Source organism: Streptomyces zinciresistens K42 (assembly GCF_000225525.1).
Classification (GTDB): domain Bacteria; phylum Actinomycetota; class Actinomycetes; order Streptomycetales; family Streptomycetaceae; genus Streptomyces; species Streptomyces zinciresistens.
In genome coordinates this window covers 14,388-37,371 of record NZ_AGBF01000016.1, presented here as the reverse complement: position 1 = coordinate 37,371, position 22,984 = coordinate 14,388, and the positions used below count along the sequence as shown (strand labels likewise).

Sequence of the window (22,984 nt, the reverse complement as noted above, 5' to 3'; positions counted from 1 at the left end):
TCGACTCGGGCGCGGAAGCGCGCGGACGGCCTCAGCCGAGCCGGGGCAGGCCGAGCTGGCCCACCGGAGGCGCGGCGACCTGCCCGAGCCCCAGGCCGGGCACCTGCGGGGCGCTGGCCGGCGAGATCAGCGGGTTGATCAGCGGGTTCACCTCGGGGTTCACCTGCGGGTTCACCTGGGGCGCGACACGCGGCGCGGGCTCCGGGCTGAAGACCTGCGGCGCGGAGACCTGCGGCGCGACCTGCGGCATGACCTGGGGGGCGGCCTGCGGGGTCACCTGGGGCACGACCTGCGGCGCCTGGGGGGCGGCCTGCGGGGCGTTGGATGCCTGCGCGAAGCCGCCGGACGTGGCGGAGGCGGAGGCGTAGCCGCTCTGCTGCTGCGGGGCGGGCGCCGGGGCCTGGTACTGCGGCGCCTGCTGGTACTGCGGAACGCTCGCCTGGGCGGTCCCCGCGGACCGGGCCGACGCCGTCATCTGCGGAGGAGCCTGGTACTGGGGGGCCGGCGCGGGCGCGTACTGCGGGACCTGCTGGTACTGCGGGGCGGGCGCCGGGGCCTGGTACTGCGGAGCCTGCTGGTACTGCGGGGCCGGCGCGGGAGCCTGGTACTGCGGGGCCTGCTGGTACTGCGGCGCGGGCGCCGGCGCCTGGTACTGCGGAGCCGGGTACCCGGGGGCGGGCGCCGGGGCGGCGGGGCCGCTGTACCCGGCGGGATACTCGGCTGCCTCGCTCACGCCGGCGCCGATGGCGGTCAGACCGCCTGCTGCCGCCACGACGAGCGCGGCCTTGTGAAGCTTGCGCATGGAAACCCTCGGCCCTTCATTACCTGTACGGGGAAAACCGTTGCATTTCAGTGCAGTCGTGCGTGCGCTCAGTCTGATATTCGTACCGCGCCCTTACAGGGGTAATGCCTGAGCTGTCATGTGGACTTCACGCCGGAGTCGGCAGCGGATCCCGTTTCCCGTCTCCGCCATCCGATCACTGCCCTCACGGATGGCAACGACTTCCCCCCGCACAGGTCACGGGATCCTTAATTCCGTTCACCCCATTGCCGCGGTCCGATAAAAGGTTCTGCGGACTTTCAAAGCCGCGGAAAACCCCGTTTCATCGGGCACTTCTCATCGTTGATGATTTACACCCTGCGGCATACGGGTGAGGGGACCGCGCGGCACGTGACCGCGTCCGCCGCGATCTCGTTGCCCGCACAGGGTCGGAGCGATCGTCCGTCGCAGCCGAATTTCCGCACATTCCATGCACAGGTCAATGAAGGGCCGATTTCCATGCGCAAGCTTCACCAGGTCGCGCTCGTCGTAGCGGCAGCCAGTGGTCTGTCGGCCATCGGAGCCGGCCCCAGCGTCGCCGGAGACATGCCCGCCGGATACGGCGGCGGCGCACCCGCCGCCCCGCAGCAGGACGCCCAGGCCGCCTCCTGGACCAACGCGCAGGCGACCGCGCAGTCCTCCAACGTCCCGCGGACACAGCGGCAGGCGCCCGCCCCCCAGGCCCAGCGCGGCGCCGACGTCAGCCCGCAGGTCAACCCCCAGCTGAACCCGAAGCTCAGCCCCCAGCTGTCCCAGCAGCCCGCCGCCGCCCCTGCGGCCTCGGGACCGGTCCAGCAGGCCAACCTGTTCCGCCCGTACCAGGAGTGCAGCCCGCAGAGCCTGCTCAACGCCGCCGTGCCGGTCGCCGTCCTGGCCGCCGCCGAGACCAAGGGCGTCGACTGCGGCCAGGCCAACAGCCAGGCCAACTCGCTCTCCACCGCCCGCTCCACGCGCTAGCGGCGGCGCGGCGCGCGCTCCTCGCCGGGTCCGCGGGCCGAAGGCCGCGCTGGTCACAGCACTGGATCAGCGGGTGCGATGCGACGTCCGGGTGCTTCCGCGAGGAGGCCGCACATCTCGGCGTGCCTACGGGACATATCTGGATACTTCTTATTAATCTCCGGTAACTGTACGAAGTCGATCTCTCACGGATCGCACCCCACCTCACTCCACCGGAGATGACATGCACAAGCTTCGCAAGGCCGCGGTCGTGGCCGTCGCCATCGGCACCGTCGGCCTCCTGGGCGCCGGCACGGCCACCGCGCACGGCGACGGCGGCCAGGGCGGCAAGGGCGGCGACAAGTACAGCGTCCTGCAGAGCTCGAACTGCAAGTCGCACGACCTGAACCTGGACGTCCTCGGCCAGGTCGGCGTCCTCAACGGCCTGCTGGGCAGCGCGCTCAACGGCGAGGGCGACCCGGGCGCGCAGAGCACGAGCCTCGGTTCGACCATGGGCTGCAACAACAGCGCCTTCTGAGACCGGCGGTCGGACAGCCGACCTGAGCGGGACTCAGTCCCGGTGCCGAGCCGCGAGCTCGGCACCGGGACTTCTTTCTGCGCCGAATTCACTCGCACCGGCACACCATTTCCGAAAGATCGGCCAACGCGGTGAGACTTTTCCGAATTCGGGCGTGCCGTCCATTGCTCAGGGATATTTCCTATTAGCCTCTGTAACCGTACGAACTCGGTTCGCCACGGACCGAAACCCCTCCACTCCACCGGAGATGAACATGCACAAGCTCCGCAAGGCCGCCGTCATGGTCGCCGCTCTCGGGAGCGTCGGAATCCTCACCGCCGGCACCGCGACCGCCGGCGAGGGCGACTACGGTCAGACGGGCAGCAGCCTGAGCGTTCTGCAGAGCAGCAACTGCCGCTCGCACGACGCCAACGTCGACATCCTGGGCCAGGTCGGCATCGCCAACGGCCTGGGCGGCAACCTGCTGAACGGCGAGGGCAACCCGGGCTCGCAGGAGACCGGCCTCGGTTCCTCGATGGGCTGCAGCAACAGCGCCTTCGGCAAGTGACCTAGGGGAAGCCCTCCCCCAGGTGCCCCGGCCCCCGGCCGGGGCACCTGCCGTCGGCGGCCGTCGAGGCCGGCCCGCGCGGCGCCACGAAACGGTGAATGCCGAACCGGGAGCAGTCACCCGGTCCGGCATTCACCGTTCGTGCGTCAGAACTTGAACTTGGGGAGCTTCACACCCTTGGGCAGCTCGGCCCGGTTGTTGCACTCCACCGACGGACCGGACTGGGTCTTCCCGTCGCTCGCCGCCTGCGTGTTCGGCAGGATGAAGCGGGGCCGCTCGGTCGTCGAGCAGTCCTGCTTCTGGCGGACCACGTAGCCGGCGTCCTTGTCCTTGCGCACGACCTCGCTCTTCTTGACGCAGATGATGTCGCCCTGGTCGGAGATCGTGCAGGCGCCCTTGGTGTCGTCCGCGTACGCGGGCGCGGCACCGCCGCAGATCACCGCGAGGGCTCCGACGAGCCCCGAGACGGTTGCCATCCTCTGTCGACCGTTCATGTGCTGCTTTCCTTTTCGCGTAGGGGAGGGTCAGGACACGAAACCCGTCGCCTTACGCGTTTCGGATCGTCCGACGACGGCACCGCTGCAGCCCGGCCGCGCACCCCGAGGGGTGTTCCGCGCGTCCGGGCTGCTTCGGCTGATGAATTTCCGATGGATGTCGATGCGCCTCGCGAGACGGCCTGGGAGGCCCGCGGCGGTCCGGGATGCGGAACCGCGGGGCCGGCCGTCACAGCGACGACCGCGGTGCCCTGAAACTCGCGCACCGAACCCTCGGCGCTGCCTTACTGAGCGACGTACTCGCCGTAGCCGGACTCCGGGGCAGCCTGGGGGGCGGCCTCGGGAGCCATCTGCGGAGCAGCCTCCGGGGCGGCCTGCGGGGCAGCCTCGGGAGCCATCTGCGGGGCGGCCTGCGGGGCGGCCTCGGGAGCGATCTGCGGGGCGGCCTCGGGGGCCATCTGGGGCGCGGCCTCAGGAGCCATCTGCGGAACCGCCTGCGGAGCCGCCTGGGGGGCGACCTGCGGAGCGGCCTGCGGAGCGACGGCGGCCTTGTCGGACGGAACGCCCCACGTGCCCACCGCGTTGGCCGTCGAGTTGGCGACCGCGGTCACGGCCTGGCCGTTCCAGTCGCCCTCGCCGGCGAAGGCCGTACCGGCACCGACACCGAAGGCGGACAGACCGGCAACCACGGCGGCCACGGCCGCGACGCGCTGAATCCTGCGCATGTTCAACCCTTTCTTCCCAGGGCACGAAGCCCTTACTTGACTACTTAGTGTGAGCATATACACGCAATCTGTAGCAATTAGGGATCTATGGGTCTTCGCCGTGTCGGCTGTGGCTGTCCGCAAACGAAAACGAGCGGCGCCGATAACGGGTCATGGGAGCCTGGAAATCGTCACCCGTTTGCTTATCGGAGGGCACCGGCCGGGAAATATGAAAAAAGGGCCGGACCGGGGTGCCCCGGTCCGGCCCTTCGTATTTCTCCGCCGCGCTCAGCCCAGCAGTCGCGAGATGAGCGGGCTGCTCTCGTCCTGGTCGGCCGACTGGGCGCTGGGCGCCGGCGCCTGCTTGTTCATGTCGGCACAGGTGATGTCCGGGCCGATCCGGGTCTGCCCGCTGGACAGGACACCGGCGGTGGGCAGGGTCAGCGGCTTCGTCGGCTGGCAGTTGACCGTCCGGCGCAGGACGAACCCGTCGCCCTCGGGCGTCTGGCCCGTGACCTGCTGGGTGCAGATGATGTTGCCCTGGGCGTCGAGGCCGCAGACGGCCGTGTTCGCGGCGTGGGCCTGGCCGACGCCGATGCAGGTCATGGCGAGGCCGCCGAGCAGACCCGCGGCGGCGATCTTCTTCCCGTTGAACATGTCTTGCGTCTCCTTTGTGGGGGTGCGCCCGGACGCAGTGCACCGCGAACCGGTCGCGCCGGGCCGTGGGGGTGTCGAAGAGACAGGCCCTGGCGCCCGTTCCACACACAGGGGAACGTCGGGGGCCGTTTCGCTGGCGAAAAGCAGGACCGACCTGGGGCGACTGATCTGCGAGGGCCCAACCGCCCGTCGGATCAGCGGAGTTCAGCGGCGGCGCGCACGCCCGCGGACGCCGGGGGCGATCCCGCGCTCCGGGTGGCCGCACAGGAGCGGGCCCCCTCGGGAACGACCCCGAAAGGGCCCGCGGAAGGCGTCGCGCACGACTACGCGGCCGACGTCAGCCGGTGAAGGCGTTGTTGAACTGACCGCAGGTGGTGTCGAAGGTCTCGGAGAGACCGAGCACGGCGACCGGGACGTCGGTCGCGGCAACCGTCTGCGGGCTGCACTCCTGGTAGGGGCGGTACATGTCGGTCACGCTCGTACCGCCCTCGTACGCGACACCGGTGCCGGCGCCGATGGCGGACAGGCCGCCGGCCGCGGCCGCGACGATCATGACCTGGTGGAGCTTGCGCATGGAACCCTCGAATTTCATTACATGTACATGAGGCTGATTGCCTACAGTGACTGCGTGAACACTAGCAGTAGCGAACCTATTCCATGCCGGCACATGTCCCGTGTTCCGAAAGGGACATGGGGCGTACGGAGGTGAAGGGAAGGTCGCTCGAAAGGACGCTCGGCGAAGAAATGAAAAACGGCGGCGGGGCGGTGTCCGACGACAACCGCCCCGCTGGGGGAGCCCCCTGTCGGATTCGAACCGACGACCTGCTGTTTACAAGACAGCCGCTCTGGACCAACTGAGCTAAGGAGGCAGCACGCGCTCGTCCTCACGCACGCGCCCGTGCAGTGTACCCGCGTTCCGAGGGGGGCCTGTCGAAAATTTCCGCGAAGTTCACATGCCCCCGGGTACTGACAGAACAGGCGAACGCCAGGTACCGTCCAGAGCCAGTCCGCTCATGTGGACTAAACCAACCACCTTCCTACAACGGATCGTCCGGCACGTTCCTGCCGGTAGAAGGGGGCCCATTCACCATGGCCACTGTCTCGTTCGACAAGGCGACCCGGATCTACCCGGGCACCGAGAAGCCCGCCGTGGACGCGCTCGACATCCACATCGAGGACGGGGAGTTCCTCGTCCTGGTCGGCCCGTCCGGCTGCGGCAAGTCCACCTCGCTCCGGATGCTCGCGGGGCTCGAGGACGTCAACGGCGGCGCCATCCGCATCGGTGACCGCGACGTCACGCACCTGCCGCCGAAGGACCGGGACATCGCCATGGTGTTCCAGAACTACGCGCTGTACCCGCACATGACCGTCGCCGACAACATGGGCTTCGCGCTCAAGATCGCCGGCGTGCCGAAGGCGGAGATCCGCCAGAAGGTCGAGGACGCGGCGAAGATCCTCGACCTCACCGAGTACCTCGGCCGCAAGCCGAAGGCCCTGTCCGGCGGTCAGCGCCAGCGTGTGGCCATGGGCCGCGCCATCGTGCGCGAGCCGCAGGTCTTCCTCATGGACGAGCCGCTGTCGAACCTCGACGCCAAGCTCCGCGTCTCGACCCGCACGCAGATCGCCTCGCTGCAGCGCCGGCTCGGCATCACCACCGTCTACGTCACCCACGACCAGGTCGAGGCCATGACGATGGGCGACCGGGTGGCGGTCCTCAAGGACGGCCTGCTCCAGCAGGTCGACACCCCGCGCAACATGTACGACCGCCCCGCGAACCTCTTCGTCGCCGGCTTCATCGGCTCCCCGGCCATGAACCTCGTCGAGGTCCCGATCGCCGACGGCGGCGTGAAGTTCGGCAACTCCGTGGTCCCGGTCGACCGTGACGCGCTCGCCGCCGCCACCGACAAGACCGTCACCGTCGGCGTCCGCCCCGAGCACTTCGACGTGGCCGGCTCCGAGTCGGACCAGGGTCTCGCGGTCACCGTGAACGTGGTCGAGGAACTCGGCGCCGACGCGTACGTCTACGGCTCCGCCAAGGTGGGCGCCGAGACCAAGGACCTCGTGGTCCGCGTCAGCGGCCGTGCCGTCCCGGAGAAGGGCAGCACGCTGCACATCGTCCCGCGGTCCGGCGAGACCCACGTGTTCTCGACCTCGACGGGCGCGCGCCTCTCCGACTGAGCCGAGGCCGCCGTGCGGCAGCACAAACCCGGGTAATTCACCCACGTTGACGAAGAGGGCCCCGCAGAGCGCTGCGGGGCCCTCTTTCGATGTCGACAAATACCCCGGCATACCGGGCCATTTCGAGCGGCGTGCGTCAACGCCGCGGAGGGGTCCGGGAGTCGCAGGTCCCCCGAACCGGTGACTAAATGTCGCCATATCCGCACTGAACGCTACCCTCACTCGCGTGAAGCACTCCACCATCCAACAGACACGACGCGGTCACCGGGGCCCCGCCCGACAGCTCGGCCGCACGCTCGCCCTCGTCCTGCCCGTCGTCCTGGTGCTCTCCGGGACGCTCGCGGTCACCCGGGTCAACTGGTCGGGGAAATCCTCGGACTCGGTGCTCACCGCGACCGAGGTCTCCGGTGCGGGCGACGCGAAGAACCCGACGCCGCGCGCGCCGCAGGAGGTGCTGCGCGACAAGCTGCTGAGCGACCTCCAGGAGAAGAGTCCGGGTGCCGCCCTGACCGAGCTCCAGCAGGCGGTCGACGAGCGTCCCTCGCTCGCGCGGCACTGCGCGTCGATCGCCCGCTCCCTGGGGCGCGCTGCGGTGCGCATCTACGGGCCGACGCGCGCGCAGTCGTACGCCCGGCCCGTCTGCGACACCGCCTTCGCCACGGGGGTGGCGGCGGCGCACAGCTGACGGCCCGCGGTCCCGTCGCCCGGAACGGGGCGCCGCGTACAGTTCGGGCATGACTGATCCGAACGCCGCGTCCCGCCCCGTTCAAGCCGTGATCCTGGCCGGTGGCCAGGGGTCTCGGCTGCGCCCGTACACCGACGACCGGCCGAAGCCGATGGTCGAGATCCCCGGGACGGGGACGCCGATCATCGGCCACCAGCTGGTCTGGCTCGCCGAAGAGGGTGTGACGGACGTCGTGGTCAGCTGCGGGCATCTCGCCGAGGTGCTCCAGGACTGGCTGGCGGGCGCCGACCTTCCGGTGCGGGTGACCACGGTCGTCGAGACCGAGCCGCTGGGGCGTGGCGGCGGCCTGAAGTACGCGGCCGCGCATCTGCCGCACCCTGACCGGGCCTGGTACGCCACGAACGGGGACATCTGGACCCGGTTCTCGCTGCGGGACATGGCGGACTTCCACGCGGAGCGTGATGCCGTCGCCACGCTCGCGCTGGCGCGGCCGCGGCTTCCCTGGGGCGCGGTCAAGACCGACGGCTTCGGGCACATCACGGACTTCATCGAGGCGCCCCCGTCGACGTTCGAGATCAACGCGGGTGTCTACGTCTTCTCACCGGCGTTCGCCGGGCTGCTGCCCGAGCGCGGGGACCATGAGCGCACCACGTTTCCCCATCTCGCCCGTGAGCGGCGCCTTGCCGGCTTTCCGCTGCCGCAGGGCGCCTATTGGCGTGCCATCGACACGGCCAAGGATCTGACCGAGGCCGCCAGGGAGCTGCGGGCCCAGGGGCGCTGAGGACGCGCTGAGGGGCTGAGGGGCTGAGGGGCGGTTCTACGGCCGGGCTTGTGCCTGTGGGCGCTGTGCGGCTCTGCCGGCGGGCGGCTGTGCGGCTCTTGCCTGCGGGCGCCCTGCCTCCGTGCCTGCGGCGCCTGTGCCGGTACGTGGGGGCTTGTGGCGCGTGTGCGGTGCGTTGTGGGGCGGGGCGGGGCCGTGCCGGGGGTCCGTCCTCGGTCCGGCGGTTCTGTGGGCTCGGGGAGTGCAGCCCCTTGTGACGCCGGACGCTGCGGGCGGGCACCCCCCGGCACGGCCCCTCCTCGCCGTACGCGGGCGCCTGCGCCTCCCGGCCGGATGTCTTCTCGCCGTACGCGGCTGCCGGGTCCGCGTCCCCCGGCGCCGGCCCTTCCAGCCGTACGCGGGCTTCCGCGTGTTCGGCGCTGCACGGCGATGGGCCCCGGAGGGTTCCGGGGCCCATCTTGGTGGGGGGCGTCAGCCCAGGAGGCCGCCTACCAGACCTGGTTGGTCCGGGGATGAGCCGCCGCCTGTGGTGCCGCCGCCCGAGGTCGGGCCTCCGGAGGTGGGGCCTGTGGTGGTGCTGGGGGCCTCGTCGGCCGGGGTGGACTGCTGGGGCGGGGCCTGGCCGGCCGTGCCCTGTGTCTGGCTCGGTGTGCCCGCGCCGGTGCGTCCCGTGTCGCGGGTGGCGCCCGGTGCGCTCGCGGGGCCGGACGGGGTGGCGGAGCCCGATGTGGCGCCCTGTGTCGGCGAGTTGGAGGCCGACGGGGTGTTCTGGCGGGTCTCGGGCTCGTCGGGGAGGGGGGAGCCGGGCAGTTCGTTGCGCGGGGCCTCGCCGGGGCCGGGGACGACCACGCGGTCGGCGTCGCGCACGGCACCGCCGAGCACGGAACCGACGAGGAGGGTCAGGCCGATCACGATCGCCGAGACCAGGGCGCCGCGGCGCAGGACGTAGCTGCGCAGCTCCCAGATGTCGGAGCGCGGACCGAGGCGTCGCCACGCCATGCCCGCCAGCCGACCGTCGATGGAGTAGACCGGGGCGCCCGCGATGATCAGCGGGGACCAGGCGGCGAGGTAGATGATGTCGGGGGCGTCGTAGACGGGGACGCTCTTCCAGCTGACGGTGACCAGGAGCGCGGCCGACAGCAGCGCGCCGACGATCGCGGCGACCCGCTGCCAGCAGCCGAGGACCGTGAGGACGCCCACGATCACCTGGAAGAAGGCGATCACGAGGCCGGAGCCGACCGGGTGCGCGAGGGCGAACTGGCGCAGGGGCTCGGCGACTTCCCACGGGGGGTGCAGGGTGTTGAGCCAGGTGACCATCGAACCGCGCTTGCCGCCGTCGAAGTAGACGGGGTCGCACAGCTTGCCCATGCCGGCGTAGATGGAGATGAAGCCGAGGAAGACGCGCAGCGGGAGCAGGACGACGCCGAGGTTCATCCGGCGGCCCGGGTAGTACGCGTGGCGTGCGGGATCGTCGCCGGTGCGCCGGGGCGGGCCGTCGGGGTCCTCGTCGGTCTCCGCGGGCGTCTCGCGCCGGAAGTCCTCGGCGCGGTAGGTGAACTCCTCGTCGTACGCGCTCTCGACCGAGCGCATGCTGGGCAGCAGCCTGGTGTCGAGGGACTCGTGCCTGCGCTGCGCGCCCACGATCGGGGTCTCGACCGTGCGGGTCAACTCGTCGTCGTAGTCGTCGACTCGGGGGATGACCTGGGTGCCGACCGGGGCGGACTCGTCGCCGTGGCGGACGCTGCCGTCCCGCGCGGCCTGGAGGAGGCGGTGGGCGCCGGTGTCGTCCGGCGCGGACGTGCCGTTCCACACGGAGACCCGGCGGCGGGCGGGGGAGGCCGCGCCCGCCCTGCCGGCCGCGCCGACGAGCGGGACGCGGGCCGTGTCCTCGGTGGCGCTCAAGTGCCGTGCGATCCGCGGGGATCCGGTGCGCCCGGACGACGCGCCCAGCAGGACGCGGAAGCTCGCGTGATTGACGATGATCTGCGCCGGATCGCTCGGCACCTTCACCATGCTCAGCGCGGGAGCGTCGTCGTATCCCGACGAGCGGTCCCCCGTGGGTGTGCGGGGTGTTCTGGTGTCCACACTCAACTAACCGAGTGACGTGTGGTTAGGACACTGCCTTGACCGGTCCGATCTGTCCGGACCCCGTCAAAGATGCGCAGGTCGCACCACTGTCACCAGAATTAACCCGCACGGGTGATGCCACGCATGTCTGTTCAGACGCGTCGGCGAGCCGCCTCGTAGAGCACGATGCCCGCGGCCACACCGGCGTTCAGCGACTCCGCGCCGCCCGGCATCGGGATGCGGACCCGGATGTCGCACGTCTCGCCGACCAGGCGGGACAGGCCCTTGCCCTCGCTGCCGACCACGATGACCACCGGCCCGCCGAGGGCCGCCACGTCACCGAGTTCCGCCTCGCCGTCGGCCGCGAGGCCGACGACCACGACCCCCGCCTTCTTGTACGCCTCCAGGGCGCGCGTCAGGTTCGTGGCGCGGGCGACCGGGGTACGGGCCGCGGTCCCGGCGGAGGTCTTCCAGGCGCCCGCCGTCATGCCCGCGGCGCGGCGTTCGGGCACGACGACGCCGTGGCCGCCGAAGGCGGAGACCGAGCGGACGACGGCACCCAGGTTGCGCGGGTCCGTCACGCCGTCGAGGGCGACGATCAGCGGGTCCTCGCCCGCGCCGGCGGCTGCGCCGGCCAGGTCCTCGGGGTGGGCGTACTCGTACGGCGGGACCTGGAGGACCAGGCCCTGGTGGTTGAGGCCGTTGGTCATGCGGTCCAGCTCGGGGCGCGGGGCCTCCATGAGGTTGATGCCGCCGCGCTCGGACGCGAGCTGGAGCGCCTCGCGCACCCGCTCGTCGTTGTCGATGAACTGCTGGACGTAGAGCGTGCTCGCGGGGACGCCCTCGCGCAGCGCCTCGACGACCGGGTTGCGGCCGACGACGAGCTCGGAGGTGCCCTTGCCGCCGCGCCGCGGGGTCTGCGGACGCCCCTGTGCGCGACGCGTCTTCGCCTGGGCGGCGCGCTGCTTGGCGTGCCCCTTGCGCATCTCGGCCGGAGGCGTGGGCCCCTTGCCCTCCAGGCCCCGGCGCCGCTGGCCGCCACTGCCGACCTGCGCGCCCTTCTTGCCGGACATGCGGCGGTTGTTCGCGGCCATGAGCTACCTGTCTGTCGTGAGCGTTCGAATGTACGTCTATGAAGTGTGCCGCCCCCGGGGCCGGGCGGCACAATCGATCTTCCCGGGCGGCTGCCCGGTCAGCGCGGGCCGAGGGTCCAGCGCGGGCCCTGCGGGCCGTCCTCGATGGCGAGCCCGGACTGGTTGAGCTGGTCGCGGATGGCGTCCGCGGTCACCCAGTCCTTGCGCGCGCGGGCGGCCTCCCGCTGGTCCAGGACCATGCGTACGAGGGTGTCGACCACGCCGTGCAGATCCTCGCCGCGGTCGGTCTCGCCCGCCCAGTGCTCGTCGAGGGGGTCCAGGCCGAGGACGCCGAGCATGGCCCGCACCTCGGCGAGGCGGGCCACGGCGGCTTCCTTGTCGTCGGCGGCCAGCGCGCTGTTGCCCTGGCGGACGGTGGTGTGCACGACGGCGAGGGCCTGCGGGACGCCGAGGTCGTCGTCCATCGCCTCCGCGAAGGCGGGCGGCACGTCGGCGGACGGCTCGACGGGGCCCGCCTTCTCCACCACGCGCTGCACGAAGCCCTCGATGCGCGCGAACGCCGACTCGGCCTCGCGCAGGGCCTCGTCGCTGTACTCGATGGTGGAGCGGTAGTGCGGGGTGCCCAGGTAGTAGCGCAGGACGATCGGGCGCCACTGCTTGACCATCTCGGACACGAGCACGCTGTTGCCGAGCGACTTCGACATCTTCTCGCCGCTCATGGTGACCCAGGCGTTGTGCACCCAGTACCGGGCGAAGTCGTCGCCGTACGCCTTGGCCTGCGCGATCTCATTCTCGTGGTGGGGGAAGATCAGGTCGAGGCCGCCGCCGTGGATGTCGAAGGCGGGGCCGAGGTACCTGTGCGCCATCGCCGAGCACTCCAGGTGCCAGCCGGGACGGCCGCGGCCCCACGGCGTCTCCCAGTCCGGTTCACCGGGCTTGGCGGCCTTCCACATCGCGAAGTCGCGCGGGTCGCGCTTGCCGGAGATGCCGTCCTCGGCGGGCTGGCGCATCTCGTCGAGGTCCTGCCGGGACAGCTCCAGGTAGGAGGGCCAGGAGCGGACGTCGAAGTAGACGCTGCCGTCCGCCTCGTAGGCGTGCCCGCGCTCGATGAGCCCGCGCATCATCTCGACCATCTCGGTGACATGGCCGGTGGCGCGGGGCTCGTAGGTCGGCGGGAGGCAGCCGAGGGCGGTGTAGCCGTCGGTGAAGGCACGCTCGTTCTCGTAACCGATGGACCACCACGGGCGGTTCTGGCCGGCCGCCTTCGTGATGATCTTGTCGTCGATGTCCGTGACGTTCCTGACGAAGGTCACGTCGTGGCCGCGGTACGCGAACCAGCGGCGCATGATGTCGAAGTTGAGGCCGGAGCGGATGTGCCCGATGTGCGGGGCGGCCTGCACGGTGGCGCCGCAGAGGTAGATCGAGACGCGGCCCTGCCGGAGCGGGGTGAAGTCACGGATCTGCCGGGCGCTGGTGTCGTACAGGCGAATGGTCACGACACCAGGGTAGTGGGCCGGGGGTGGTGGATCGGCCGCTTGCGGGCAAGTCCGTCCGGGGGTGGGCGGAAATCGTCTGCCGGTGCCTCAGCCCTCCCGGACCACCAGTGCCGTGGCCACCGCCATCAGCCCTTCGCCCCGGCCCGGGAAGCCGAGCCCGTCCGTGGTCGCGCCCGACACCGACACGGGTGCGCCCGCCGCCTCGGAGAGGACCTTCTGCGCCTCGTCGCGGCGCTTGCCGATCCTGGGCCGGGAGCCGACGACCTGGACCGCGACGTTGCCGATCCGGAAGCCCGCCGCGCGCACGATCCGGGCCGCCTCCGCGAGGAGGACGGCGCCCGGGGCGCCCGACCACTCGGGACGTCCCGTGCCGAAGTGCTGCCCCAGGTCGCCGAGGCCGGCCGCCGAGAAGAGGGCGTTGCAGGCGGCGTGGGCGACGACGTCCGCGTCGGAGTGGCCGGCGAGGCCGGGCCCCTCCCCCTCCCACTTCAGGCCCGCGCACCACAGCTCGCGGCCCTCCTCGAAGGCGTGGATGTCGGTGCCGATGCCGACCTGCGGCAGCGGAACGGTCCGCTCAGAAGCCATCGTTGAGCCTCCGCCGGGCCAGGACCGCCTCCGCGAGGACCAGATCCAGCGGGCGGGTGACCTTGAACGCCTCCTCGTGGCCGGGGACGGCCACGACTTCCACGCCGAGCCGCTCGACCATGCCCGCGTCGTCGGTGACGTCCCCGGTCACCTCCTCGTGCGCGCGGATCAGCGTGGCGCGGTCGAAGCCCTGCGGGGTCTGCACGGCCCGCAGCCGGGCGCGCTCCGGGGTGGCCACGACCGGCTCGGGCAGGCCGGGGCCGGCGGCCGGCTCCACCTCCTTGACCGTGTCCGCGAGCGGCAGCGCGGGGACGACGGCCCGCGCTCCGTCCCGTACGGCCTCGATGACCGCGTCCACGGTGTCCACGGGGACGAGGGGGCGGGCGGCGTCGTGCACGAGGACGACGCCGTGGTCCGGCGGCAGGGCGTCCAGGCCGAGGCGTACGGACTCCTGGCGGGACTCGCCGCCGGGGACGACCAGGAAGTCGGTGCGCTCGGGCAGGGCGTGCGCGTCGAGCAGGCTCTTGACCTCGGCGGCGCCGTCGGGCGGGGCCACGACGACGACCAGGGAGACGGACCGGGAGGCGGCCATGGCGCGGACGGCGTGGATCAGCATGGGGGTGCCGTTCAGCGCGCGCAGCGCCTTGGGGGCGCCCGGACCGAGGCGTACGCCCCGTCCGGCGGCCGGGATCACGACGGCCGTACGGGTGCCGGCGGGGGCCCCGGTACTGGCTTCCGAGGGCGTGGGACGCGAATCGTCGGACATCGGTTCCTGTCAGGTTTGTGTGCTCGGGCTAGGTGGGTATGGCCCTGGGGGCACCCCCTGCTCAAGCAGAGCCGAGAGCGCGGGGAGTGCCGGGCGCGGGACTCGACCGACCCTTCCGTGACAGCGGTCGAGTCAGCCGGGGCCCGGCACGTCCAGTATCGGGGGCGCCCCCGAGATCAGACGGACGATCAGGCGAACTGCGTCTGGGAGCGAACATGCCGCAGCGCCCGGCGACAGCAATCGCGTCATCGGGCACCGCGGCACTTTTTCAATCACTCAGCGCTGTGCTGAACTGAGGCGGATGGACCGCGTCAGGAGGCGAGCACCTCGTCGAGCAGGGCCTCGGCCTTGTCCTCGTTGGTGTTCTCCGCGAGAGCCAGCTCGCTCACCAGGATCTGGCGGGCCTTGGCGAGCATGCGCTTCTCACCGGCGGAGAGTCCGCGCTCGCGCTCACGACGCCACAGGTCACGCACGACTTCCGCGACCTTGATGACATCGCCGGAGGCGAGCTTCTCCAGATTTGCCTTGTAGCGACGCGACCAGTTCGTGGGCTCCTCGGCGTACGGCGCGCGCAGCACCTCGAAGACCCGGTCCAGCCCGTCCTGACCGACCACATCACGCACGCCGACGAACTCCGCATTGTCCGCTGGCACACGTACCGTCAGGTCGCCCTGGGCGACCTTCAGCACCAAGTAGGTCTTGTCCACGCCTTTGATCTGGCGAGTTTCGATGGCCTCGATCAGCGCGGCCCCGTGATGGGGATAGACCACGGTGTCGCCAACCTTGAACGTCATGTGACAGGTACCCCTTCCGTGGCTATCCAGGGTAACACGGATACGGCGTCTTCTGAATGACGTTTTCGCAGGTCAGGGCATATCTCGGGGCTTGACAACTCCAACCGGAACGTGCTGCGGAGGCCGACCGGAAGCGGGTATTCGCAGGTGGGAGGGGCTGTCCGGGCGGGGAGAAACCCGCACGTTACACGCATCCGAAGCCCCCTCACGACGGCTGAACGTACACATATGTCCGGTTCCAACTGTGCGACTTCCGCTACTCCGTTCGATGCCCCGCGGAGGGTGCCGGCCGAATCCGGAATTGATCACGACCCGGTCGGCGGTACGGCCGGTGATCAATTCCGGGAGGTCCGCGCATTCCGCAGCGGAAATTTCGCGCCCGCGGCCGTGAGGGACTTATGTGAATGGCGGACGGGTCCGCGGGCAATGTGACGCGCGGGTCGCTTGCGGGTGAAGGGACGGGTGGTGGAAGAGGGACTTCGGCGCCACTTCGCCGCCCAGGGGAGGGTCGGGTGCGGCCGGGCGGGAACGGCTCGGTAACCTAAGGCCGCTGACAGACACTTAGGGCGGCTTTATGCGCCCGCTCCGTTCGAGTCAAGGAGTTGCCGCCGCCGTGAGCAGCAGCATTCGACGCGGTGCACTCGCCGCCGCCGCCCTCGCGTTCTCGATCCCCTCGCTCGCCGCGTGCGCCGCCGGAAACAACGCCCAGACGCTCCAGGTCAAGCCGGACAACGCCGCCACCAGCGTCGGCGACATCAAGGTCCAGAACGCGCTCGTGGTCACCCAGCCGGACCAGGAGTCCACGGGCCCGGCCGCGATCGCCGCGACGCTGTTCAACAACGGCAGCACTCCGCAGACGCTGGACGCCGTCAAGGTGGCCGCCACCGGCGCGACCGCCCAACTCAAGGCGGCCAAGGGCGGGAGCCTGACCATCCCGGCCGGCGGCTCGCTGACCGTCGGGGGCAAGGGCAACGCCTCCGCGTCGCTGCCCAGCAGCCGCGAGGCCATCCAGGACGGCAACGCGCAGAAGATCACCTTCACCTTCAGCAAGACCGGTGACGTGAGCCTGCGCGCGTTCGTCGTACCCGCCCAGAGCTACTTCAAGGGCTGGGGCCCGACCGAGATCCCCGCGGTGCCGGGCGCGGGCGCCGAGCCCGGCGGCACGCCGGGAACGGCCGAGGGCAGCGGCACCACGCCGACGGGTGAGCCCTCCGCGGGCACCGCGGCGACGGGCGGAGCCGGGACGGGCGAGGCGGGGACCGGCGAGGGCACCGGGACCGGCGAGGCGGCCGGCACCGCCGCCGGGACCGGCACGGGCGTGACCCCGTCCGACAGCGCCTCGCAGTCCGCCGCGGGCCGCTGAACGGCCGCGACAGCCGAGGAGAAGGGCGGGGCCCCGGGTCTGATGACCGGGGCCCCGCCCTTCTCGTCGTACGGACACGGCTGCGTGCGGACGCGGCGGCCCCGTGTGCCCGCGGCTGCGTGCGCGCGGGGGTCGCGTGCGGACGCGGCCGGCTCTACGGCTCGAACTTGTAGCCGAGGCCGCGCACCGTCACCAGGTACCTCGGCGCGCCGGGGTCGGGCTCGATCTTGGCGCGCAGACGCTTGACGTGGACGTCGAGGGTCTTGGTGTCACCGACGTAGTCGGCACCCCAGACCCGGTCGATGAGCTGCATACGGGTCAGGACGCGGCCGGCGTTGCGCAGCAGCATCTCCAGCAGGTCGAACTCCTTCAGCGGCAGATCGACCTTGGACCCGGAGACCGTGACCACGTGGCGGTCGACGTCCATCCGGACCGGGCCCGCCTCCAGAGCGGCCGGGGTCACCTCCTCCGGCTCGCCCCGGCGGCGCAGGACGGCCCGGATACGGGCGACCAGCTCGCGCGAAGAGAAGGGCTTGGTGACGTAGTCGTCGGCTCCTATCTCCAGGCCGACGACCTTGTCGATCTCACTGTCCTTGGCGGTGACCATGATCACCGGAACGTTCGAGCGGCCGCGCAGCTGGCGGCACACCTCGGTGCCCGGCAGGCCGGGCAGCATCAGGTCGAGGAGGACGAGATCGGCGCCGTTGCGCTCGAACTCGTCGAGTCCCTCGGGGCCCGTGGTCGCCACCGCGACCTCGAAGCCCTCCTTGCGGAGCATGTACGACAGGGCGTCGGAGAAGGACTCCTCGTCCTCGACGACAAGCACTCGGGTCACGGAAGGACCTCCGGGGCGGAAAGCGTTTCGTACGCGGTTGACTCGGGGGATGTGCGGGAATGCGTGGGGGCTGAGTGGCCGGCCTCGCCGTCGAGACCGGAGGGCTGCTGGGCGCGGTCGCGGGCGGCGCCCGCCTCCGGCAGCCGCAGCGTGAACGTGGAGCCCTGCCCCTCGGAGCTCCACACCGTGACCTCCCCGCCGTGCGAGGCGGCCACGTGCTTGACGATCGCGAGACCGAGGCCGGTGCCACCGGTGGCACGGGAACGGGCCGGGTCGACGCGGTAGAAGCGCTCGAAGATGCGCTCCTTGTCCTTGTCCGAGATGCCGATGCCCTGGTCGGTCACGGCGATCTCGATGTGGTCCCCGCCCGGTGCGGTGACCCGGCGGGCGGCGATGCCGACGCGGGTGCGGGCGGGCGAGTAGTTGACGGCGTTCTCGACGAGGTTGCCGAGCGCGGCGGCGAGCTGGCCGCGGTTGCCCCACATGCTGAGGTCGGCGGGGCCGCCCGAGGCCATGGTGATCTGCTTGGTGCCGGCGGCGTGCCGGCAGCGGTCCATGGCCTCGGCGACGAGCTCGTCCACGCGGACGGGCTCGGCGTCCTCCAGCGGATCGTCGTTCTGCACCCGGGAGAGGTCGATCAGTTCCTGGACGAGGTTGGTCAGCCGGGTCGCCTCGATCTGCATGCGTCCCGCGAAGCGCTGGACGGCCTCGGGGTCGTCGGAGGCGTCCATGACGGCCTCGGACAGCAGGGAGAGCGCGCCGACCGGCGTCTTGAGCTCATGGCTGACGTTGGCGACGAAGTCCCGTCGCACCGCCTCTATCCGCCGGGCCTCGGTGAGGTCCTCGACGAGGAGGAGGACGAGGCGGGAGCCGAGCGGCGCGACCCGCGCGGAGACGGCGAGCGCCTCGCCGCGCCCGGTGCCGCGGCGGGGCAGGTCCAGCTCGACCTGCCGTATCTCGCCGTCGCGCCGGGTGTCGCGGGCCATCTGGAGCATGGGCTCGACCGAGAGCTTGCCACCGCGGACCAGTCCGAGGGCGTACGCCGCCGAGCTGGCCTTGACCACGGCGTCCCCCTCGTCGAGCACGACGGCGGAGGAGCGCAGCACCGACAGGACCGTGTCCACGCCCGGGGGCAGGGCGGCCTCGGTGTGCAGGGAGGTGCGGGTGGGGCGTTTCAGGTCGCGCTCGCTCCAGCGGAACGCCAGCATGGCGATGACACCGGTGAGCACCCCGGCGATCGCTGCCGCTGCGGCGACCGCCGCGTTCACGTCCATGCGACCAGGTTAGGCATGGCGCGGGTCATGCCCACAGCCGTCGGAGTGCGACCTCGAACACTCGTCGCCCAGAGTTCACCTTGGAGCCAGTACCGGTTCATTCGGGGTGGCGGAAACGGACGCGTTGGAGCCGGATCGTGGAAGCGTCGGGCCGGCCATGGCGTTCGGCGTGGCCGACACACCGGCGATGACCTGACGGTCGGACCGTATTTCTCGCGACAGTCCTACTGTCGGAGTGTCGGAGTGCACGACTGTAGGACGGTGGGACCGGTGGCGCCGCCGCGGGTCCCACCGGTTCGCCGCCCGGCTCGGCGGCGGCGCCCGGCCCGGAACACCCGAGGCGGACGTACGAGGCAGACGTTGAGAGAGGGACCCTGATGCGGGACGCGTACCACGAGGAACTGGATTCGATCGGCGACGGTCTGGTGGAGATGGCCCGGCTGGTCGGCTCGGCGATCGGGCGCGCCACGACGGCGATCCTCGACTCCGACCTGAAGCTGGCCGAGAGCGTGATCGAGGCCGACCAGAAGGTCGACGACCTCCAGCACGACCTGGAGGCCCGTGCCATAGCCCTGCTGGCGCGCCAGCAGCCGGTGGCGACCGACCTGCGGATCGTCGTCACCTCGCTGCGCATGTCGGCGGACCTGGAGCGGTCGGGCGACCTGGCCCAGCACGTGGCCAAGCTCACGCGGCTGCGCTACCCGGAGCGGGCGATCCCGCAGGACCTGCACGCGACCATCCTGGAGATGGGGCAGCTCGCCCAGCGGCTGATGGCGAAGGCGGCCGAGGTGATCGTCACCAAGGACGTCGACCTCGCGCTCCAGCTGGAGCAGGACGACGACGCGATGGACCTGCTGCACCGCACGCTCTTCCAGCACCTCATGGACGAGCGCTGGAAGCACGGCATCGAGACGGCGGTCGACGTGACGCTGCTCGGCCGCTACTACGAGCGCTACGCCGACCACGCGGTGGCCGTGGCCAAGCGGGTCGTCTACCTGGTGACCGGCGAGCACGCGGACGAGCTCCAGGCCGACCTCCAGCCGGAGATCCAGGCGGTTCCGGGGGCCGACGGGGCGTAGGGCCCCGGGCGGTACCGGGCCCGGGAGCGGAACGGCGGGTTCCGCAGGGGGCGCGGAAAAAACCCCGGTGCGCCGTTGATGCGCCCGGCGGGACGGGCATGGAATGGGCACAGGCACGAGCCCTGAGGAGGGACCATGGCCGAATCCCCCAGCACCCCCGGCACGACGCCCGACCCCACCCGGGAACGCCCGACCGAGCAGCCCGCCGACATCCGGAGCCTCCCGCTCTTCGGCGCGTGCGGCTGCGGCTCGGGCTGCGGGTGCGGGTGCCAGTCCGGAGGCCCCTGCCAGTGCGGCTGAGGGCACGGGAGACGGGTGGCACCGCGGCGTAGGACGCCGTACGACGACGAGGGGCTCCGGCGGCTGCCGCCGGGGCCCTTCGCCGTACGGGGTCCGTCAGTGCCTCTCGTCGGGCGGGGCCGCGGGGGCGGGGAAGGGGGCCGCGGGCTCCGGGAGGGCCTGCTCGGCCCAGATGACCTTGCCCTGGGAGGTGTACCGGGTGCCCCAGCGCTCCGTCATCTGCGCGACCAGGAACAGTCCGCGCCCGCCCTCGTCGGTCGTCGCGGCGTACCGCAGATGCGGCGAGGTGCTGCTGCCGTCGGAGACCTCGCAGATCAGCGTGCGGTCGAGGATCAGCCGGACCCGGATCGGCTCGCAGCCGTAGCGGATGGCGTTGGTGACGAGCTCGCTCAGGACGAGTTCCATGGCGAAGCCGAGCTCGGCCAGGCCCCAGTCGCCGAGCCTGGCCGAGACCGCCTCGCGCATCCCCGCCACCGCCGAGGGATCGCACGGCACGTCCCAGGAGGCGACCTGGCCGGGCGGCAGGGCCCGGGTACGGGCGATGAGCAGGGCCACGTCGTCCTTGGGGCCGGCGGGCAGCAGCGTCTCCACCACCGCGCGGCAGCTGTCCTCCGGCGAGCGGTCGGGGCGGCCGGACAGGGCGCGGCGCAGCAGTTCCTGCCCCACGTCCAGGTCACGGCTGCGGTCCTCGATCAGGCCGTCGGTGTACAGGACGAGCTGGGTGCCGTCGGCGAGGTCGAACTCGGCCGTGCGGAACGGCATGCCGCCCAGGCCGAGCGGCGGCCCGCCGGGCAGGTCGGGGTAGTGGACCTCGCCGTCCGGGCGGACCAGGGCGGGTGCCGGATGGCCCGCGCGGGCCATGGTGCAGCGGCGCGTGACGGGGTCGTAGATCGCGTAGAGGCAGGTGGCGCCGACGATCGGCGCGTCGCCGTCCGCGGGGGACTCGTCCTGGTCGATGCGGCCGACGAGATCGTCCAGGTGGCTGAGCAGTTCGTCGGGCGGCAGGTCGAGCGAGGCGAAGGTCTGCACCGCGGTGCGCAGCCGGCCCATCGTGGCGGCGGCGTGCAGTCCGTGCCCGACCACGTCGCCGACGACCAGCGCGACCCGGCTGCCGGGCAGCGGGAGTACGTCGAACCAGTCCCCGCTGACGCCGGACTGGGCGGGGATGTAGCGGGAGCCGACGTCGAGCGCGCTCTGCTCGGGCAGCGCCCGGGGCAGCAGGCTGCGCTGGAGGGTGACCGCCATGGCGTGCTCGCGGGTGAAGCGGCGGGCGTTGTCGATGCTGACCGCGGCCCTCGCCACCAGTTCCTCGGCCAGCGACAGCTCCTCCCCGTCGAAGGGGTCGTGCTGCTTGGTCCGCCAGAAGTTGACCATGCCCAGCACCGCGCCGCGGGCCCGGATCGGGGCGGCGATCAGGGAGTGGATGCCGTAGTCGATGATCTCGCGGGTGCGCTCCGGGTCCTGCGCCTGCCAGCCGGTCGCCGCCGACAGGTCGGTGACCAGCTCGGAACGGCCGCTGCCGTAGCCGCGTGCCTGGGGCGTGGAGGGCAGGAAGTCGATCAGCCGGTCGACCTCGTAGAGGGGGTGGTCGTCCCGGGTGCCGTGGGCGGCGACGCGCCGCATGTCGGTCGCCGTGCGGGCCGGCTCCTCGCCCTCCAGGACGCCGTCCGCGAGGTCCACGGTGACGAAGTCGGCGAAGCGGGGGACGGAGATCCGGGCCAGCTCCTCGGCGGTGCGGATCACGTCGAGGGTGGTGCCGACGCCCAGCCCGGCGTCGTACAGCAGCTTGAGCCGTTCGCGGGCGACCTCCGCCCGGCCGGACACGGCCTGGAGTTCGGTGGTGTCGCGGAGGGTGACCACCGTGCCGCGGGGGCCGGAGACCTGGTCGGTGCGGCGCTGGTTGACCGCCAGCAGCCGGTCCCCCGCGAAGTGCACCTCGTCGTTGGTCTCCCGCCCGGAGACGAGCAGGTCCACGGTCTCGGGGTCGAGGCCGGACAGTTCACCGACGTGCCGGCCCTCGGCGTCGGGGGACAGTTCCAGCAGCCGCCGGGCCTCGTCGTTGACGAGCAGCAGGCGGCCGTCGTCGACGATGAGCACGCCCTCGCGCACGGAGTGCAGCACCGCGTCGTGGTGCTCGTACATGCGGTTCATCTCGTCCGCGGCCAGGCTGTGGGTCTGGCGCCGCAGCCTCCTGCTCACGAGGGCCGTGCCGGCGGTCGACACCGCGAGCGCGCCGGCTCCGGCGCCCAGGATGATCGGCAGCTGCCGGTTCACCTGGCTGGTGACGCTGTTGACCTTCAGCCCGGCGGAGACCAGGGCGGTGACCTTGCCGTCGGGGCCGGCGATGGGGACGGTGGCCTGCACCTCGCGGCCCAGCGGCCCCTGGACGCTCTCGGTGAAGACCCTGCCCGCCAGCGAGGGCTCGATCGTGCCGACGAAGCGCTTGCCGATACGGTCCGGCAGGGGGTGGGTGTAGCGGATGCCGTTGGTGTCCATGACGACGATGAAGTCGACGCCGGCGGCCCTGCGGCCCGCCTCGGTGAGCGGCTGGAGCACCTTCGAGGGTGCGGGGGACTTCAGCGCCTCCCGGACGCCGGGCGCGTGGGCGAACGTCTGGGCCACGGCGATCGAGCGGCGCTTGGCCTCGGCCTGGTTGTCCCGGCTCGACTGGAGGATCAGGGCGACGACGGCACTGACCACGAGCAGCAGGACGAGAGCCACCTGGAGCACGAACACCTGACCGGCGACACTGCGGGGACTCCTGCCGACCAGCGAGCGCCACGACATCCGTCTGAATCGCCCGAACCGGTCGAGTCTGTCCGACATGTCGATATTTCTACCATCGGCACTTTCCGCTGGCTACGGCCTGTCCACGCACTGGACCGGCCGTGGGACGGGTCTGCGCCGGTCAGGGGGATTGCGCGGTGGGTTTGCGCGGTGTGCTGCTGTTCGCCGTCTTCAGCGGCGGCGAACAGCAGCGTCCAGCCGCGG

General features: G+C 71.6%; 22 protein-coding genes and 1 tRNA gene. 8 read left to right on the top strand and 15 right to left on the bottom strand.

Annotated elements, in window-relative coordinates; all coding sequences use genetic code 11:
• Positions 1-31 precede the first annotated feature (31 nt).
• Entirely contained in the window at positions 32-802 is a 771-nt protein-coding gene (locus SZN_RS08190) for a hypothetical protein (protein WP_007493222.1), read from the bottom strand.
• 477 nt (positions 803-1,279) lie between these two features.
• Between SZN_RS08190 and SZN_RS08185 the strand changes: the two genes are divergently transcribed.
• From SZN_RS08185 to SZN_RS08175, 3 genes are all read left to right on the top strand, one after another.
• Entirely contained in the window at positions 1,280-1,777 is a 498-nt protein-coding gene (locus tag SZN_RS08185; protein ID WP_007493220.1) for a hypothetical protein, read from the top strand.
• A 223-nt stretch (positions 1,778-2,000) separates the two neighbouring features.
• Positions 2,001-2,294: a hypothetical protein gene (locus SZN_RS08180; RefSeq protein ID WP_007493218.1), complete on the top strand. Its 294-nt coding sequence runs from the start codon at positions 2,001-2,003 to the stop codon at positions 2,292-2,294.
• A gap of 253 nt (positions 2,295-2,547) precedes the next feature.
• A complete protein-coding gene (locus SZN_RS08175) occupies positions 2,548-2,841 on the top strand; it encodes a hypothetical protein (RefSeq protein WP_007493217.1) in 294 nt (97 codons plus the stop codon).
• Between the two features lie 146 nt (positions 2,842-2,987).
• Here SZN_RS08175 and SZN_RS08170 read toward each other — a convergent pair whose 3' ends face one another.
• The 5 genes from SZN_RS08170 to SZN_RS08150 all read right to left on the bottom strand — a co-directional run bounded on the left by SZN_RS08170 (position 2,988) and on the right by SZN_RS08150 (position 5,565).
• The gene (locus SZN_RS08170) at positions 2,988-3,335 is read right to left on the bottom strand and encodes a hypothetical protein (protein WP_244313321.1); all 348 of its coding nucleotides are present in this window, start codon (positions 3,333-3,335) and stop codon (positions 2,988-2,990) included.
• A 284-nt stretch (positions 3,336-3,619) separates the two neighbouring features.
• Positions 3,620-4,060: a hypothetical protein gene (locus tag SZN_RS42375; protein WP_007493213.1), complete on the bottom strand. Its 441-nt coding sequence runs from the start codon at positions 4,058-4,060 to the stop codon at positions 3,620-3,622.
• Between the two features lie 267 nt (positions 4,061-4,327).
• The gene (locus tag SZN_RS08160) at positions 4,328-4,696 is read right to left on the bottom strand and encodes a hypothetical protein (protein ID WP_007493211.1); all 369 of its coding nucleotides are present in this window, start codon (positions 4,694-4,696) and stop codon (positions 4,328-4,330) included.
• Positions 4,697-5,033: 337 nt separating this feature from the next.
• The gene (locus SZN_RS08155; RefSeq protein ID WP_007493210.1) at positions 5,034-5,270 is read right to left on the bottom strand and encodes a hypothetical protein; all 237 of its coding nucleotides are present in this window, start codon (positions 5,268-5,270) and stop codon (positions 5,034-5,036) included.
• 220 nt (positions 5,271-5,490) lie between these two features.
• A tRNA-Thr gene (locus tag SZN_RS08150) sits at positions 5,491-5,565 on the bottom strand.
• Positions 5,566-5,785: 220 nt separating this feature from the next.
• Between SZN_RS08150 and SZN_RS08145 the strand changes: the two genes are divergently transcribed.
• From SZN_RS08145 to SZN_RS08135, 3 genes are all read left to right on the top strand, one after another.
• Complete coding sequence (locus SZN_RS08145) at positions 5,786-6,874, top strand: ABC transporter ATP-binding protein (protein ID WP_007493208.1); 1,089 nt, start codon at positions 5,786-5,788, stop codon at positions 6,872-6,874.
• A 226-nt stretch (positions 6,875-7,100) separates the two neighbouring features.
• Positions 7,101-7,559 carry a hypothetical protein gene (locus SZN_RS08140; protein WP_007493206.1) on the top strand — a complete coding sequence of 153 codons (459 nt, stop codon included), beginning with the start codon at positions 7,101-7,103 and terminating at the stop codon, positions 7,557-7,559.
• Between the two features lie 49 nt (positions 7,560-7,608).
• On the top strand, positions 7,609-8,340 hold the full coding sequence (locus tag SZN_RS08135; RefSeq protein ID WP_007493204.1) for a nucleotidyltransferase family protein: 732 nt from the start codon (positions 7,609-7,611) through the stop codon (positions 8,338-8,340).
• 471 nt (positions 8,341-8,811) lie between these two features.
• On the opposite strand, the gene SZN_RS08130 is transcribed toward SZN_RS08135, so the two are convergent.
• The 6 genes from SZN_RS08130 to SZN_RS08105 form a co-directional block, all read right to left on the bottom strand.
• Entirely contained in the window at positions 8,812-10,425 is a 1,614-nt protein-coding gene (locus SZN_RS08130) for a DoxX family protein (RefSeq protein WP_078508492.1), read from the bottom strand.
• A 134-nt stretch (positions 10,426-10,559) separates the two neighbouring features.
• Complete coding sequence (gene rlmB, locus SZN_RS08125; protein ID WP_007493200.1) at positions 10,560-11,501, bottom strand: 23S rRNA (guanosine(2251)-2'-O)-methyltransferase RlmB; 942 nt, start codon at positions 11,499-11,501, stop codon at positions 10,560-10,562.
• Positions 11,502-11,599: 98 nt separating this feature from the next.
• On the bottom strand, positions 11,600-12,997 hold the full coding sequence (cysS, locus tag SZN_RS08120) for a cysteine--tRNA ligase (protein WP_007493198.1): 1,398 nt from the start codon (positions 12,995-12,997) through the stop codon (positions 11,600-11,602).
• Between the two features lie 87 nt (positions 12,998-13,084).
• Positions 13,085-13,582 (bottom strand): 2-C-methyl-D-erythritol 2,4-cyclodiphosphate synthase, encoded by a 498-nt coding sequence (ispF, locus tag SZN_RS08115; RefSeq protein ID WP_007493196.1) that lies wholly within the window; start codon positions 13,580-13,582, stop codon positions 13,085-13,087.
• Positions 13,572-14,348 (bottom strand): 2-C-methyl-D-erythritol 4-phosphate cytidylyltransferase, encoded by a 777-nt coding sequence (gene ispD, locus SZN_RS08110; RefSeq protein ID WP_007493193.1) that lies wholly within the window; start codon positions 14,346-14,348, stop codon positions 13,572-13,574. The genes ispF and ispD overlap by 11 nt, the downstream gene beginning before the upstream one ends.
• A 311-nt stretch (positions 14,349-14,659) precedes the next feature.
• A complete protein-coding gene (locus tag SZN_RS08105) occupies positions 14,660-15,142 on the bottom strand; it encodes a CarD family transcriptional regulator (protein WP_003953493.1) in 483 nt (160 codons plus the stop codon).
• Positions 15,143-15,755: 613 nt separating this feature from the next.
• Here SZN_RS08105 and SZN_RS08100 point away from each other — a divergent pair.
• Positions 15,756-16,505: a copper chaperone PCu(A)C domain-containing protein gene (locus SZN_RS08100; RefSeq protein ID WP_007493191.1), complete on the top strand. Its 750-nt coding sequence runs from the start codon at positions 15,756-15,758 to the stop codon at positions 16,503-16,505.
• Between the two features lie 154 nt (positions 16,506-16,659).
• Here the strand turns inward: SZN_RS08100 and phoP are convergent, their stop codons facing one another.
• Both phoP and phoR read right to left on the bottom strand, forming a co-directional pair.
• Entirely contained in the window at positions 16,660-17,331 is a 672-nt protein-coding gene (gene phoP, locus SZN_RS08095) for a two-component system response regulator PhoP (protein WP_483027199.1), read from the bottom strand.
• A gap of 5 nt (positions 17,332-17,336) precedes the next feature.
• Positions 17,337-18,614, bottom strand: a complete 1,278-nt coding sequence (phoR, locus tag SZN_RS08090) for a two-component system sensor histidine kinase PhoR (RefSeq protein WP_007493187.1) — start codon at positions 18,612-18,614, stop codon at positions 17,337-17,339.
• Between the two features lie 377 nt (positions 18,615-18,991).
• Between phoR and phoU the strand changes: the two genes are divergently transcribed.
• Positions 18,992-19,693 (top strand): phosphate signaling complex protein PhoU, encoded by a 702-nt coding sequence (gene phoU / locus SZN_RS08085; protein ID WP_007493185.1) that lies wholly within the window; start codon positions 18,992-18,994, stop codon positions 19,691-19,693.
• 396 nt (positions 19,694-20,089) lie between these two features.
• Here the strand turns inward: phoU and SZN_RS08080 are convergent, their stop codons facing one another.
• Complete coding sequence (locus tag SZN_RS08080) at positions 20,090-22,780, bottom strand: SpoIIE family protein phosphatase (RefSeq protein WP_007493183.1); 2,691 nt, start codon at positions 22,778-22,780, stop codon at positions 20,090-20,092.
• Positions 22,781-22,984: the final 204 nt, after the last annotated feature.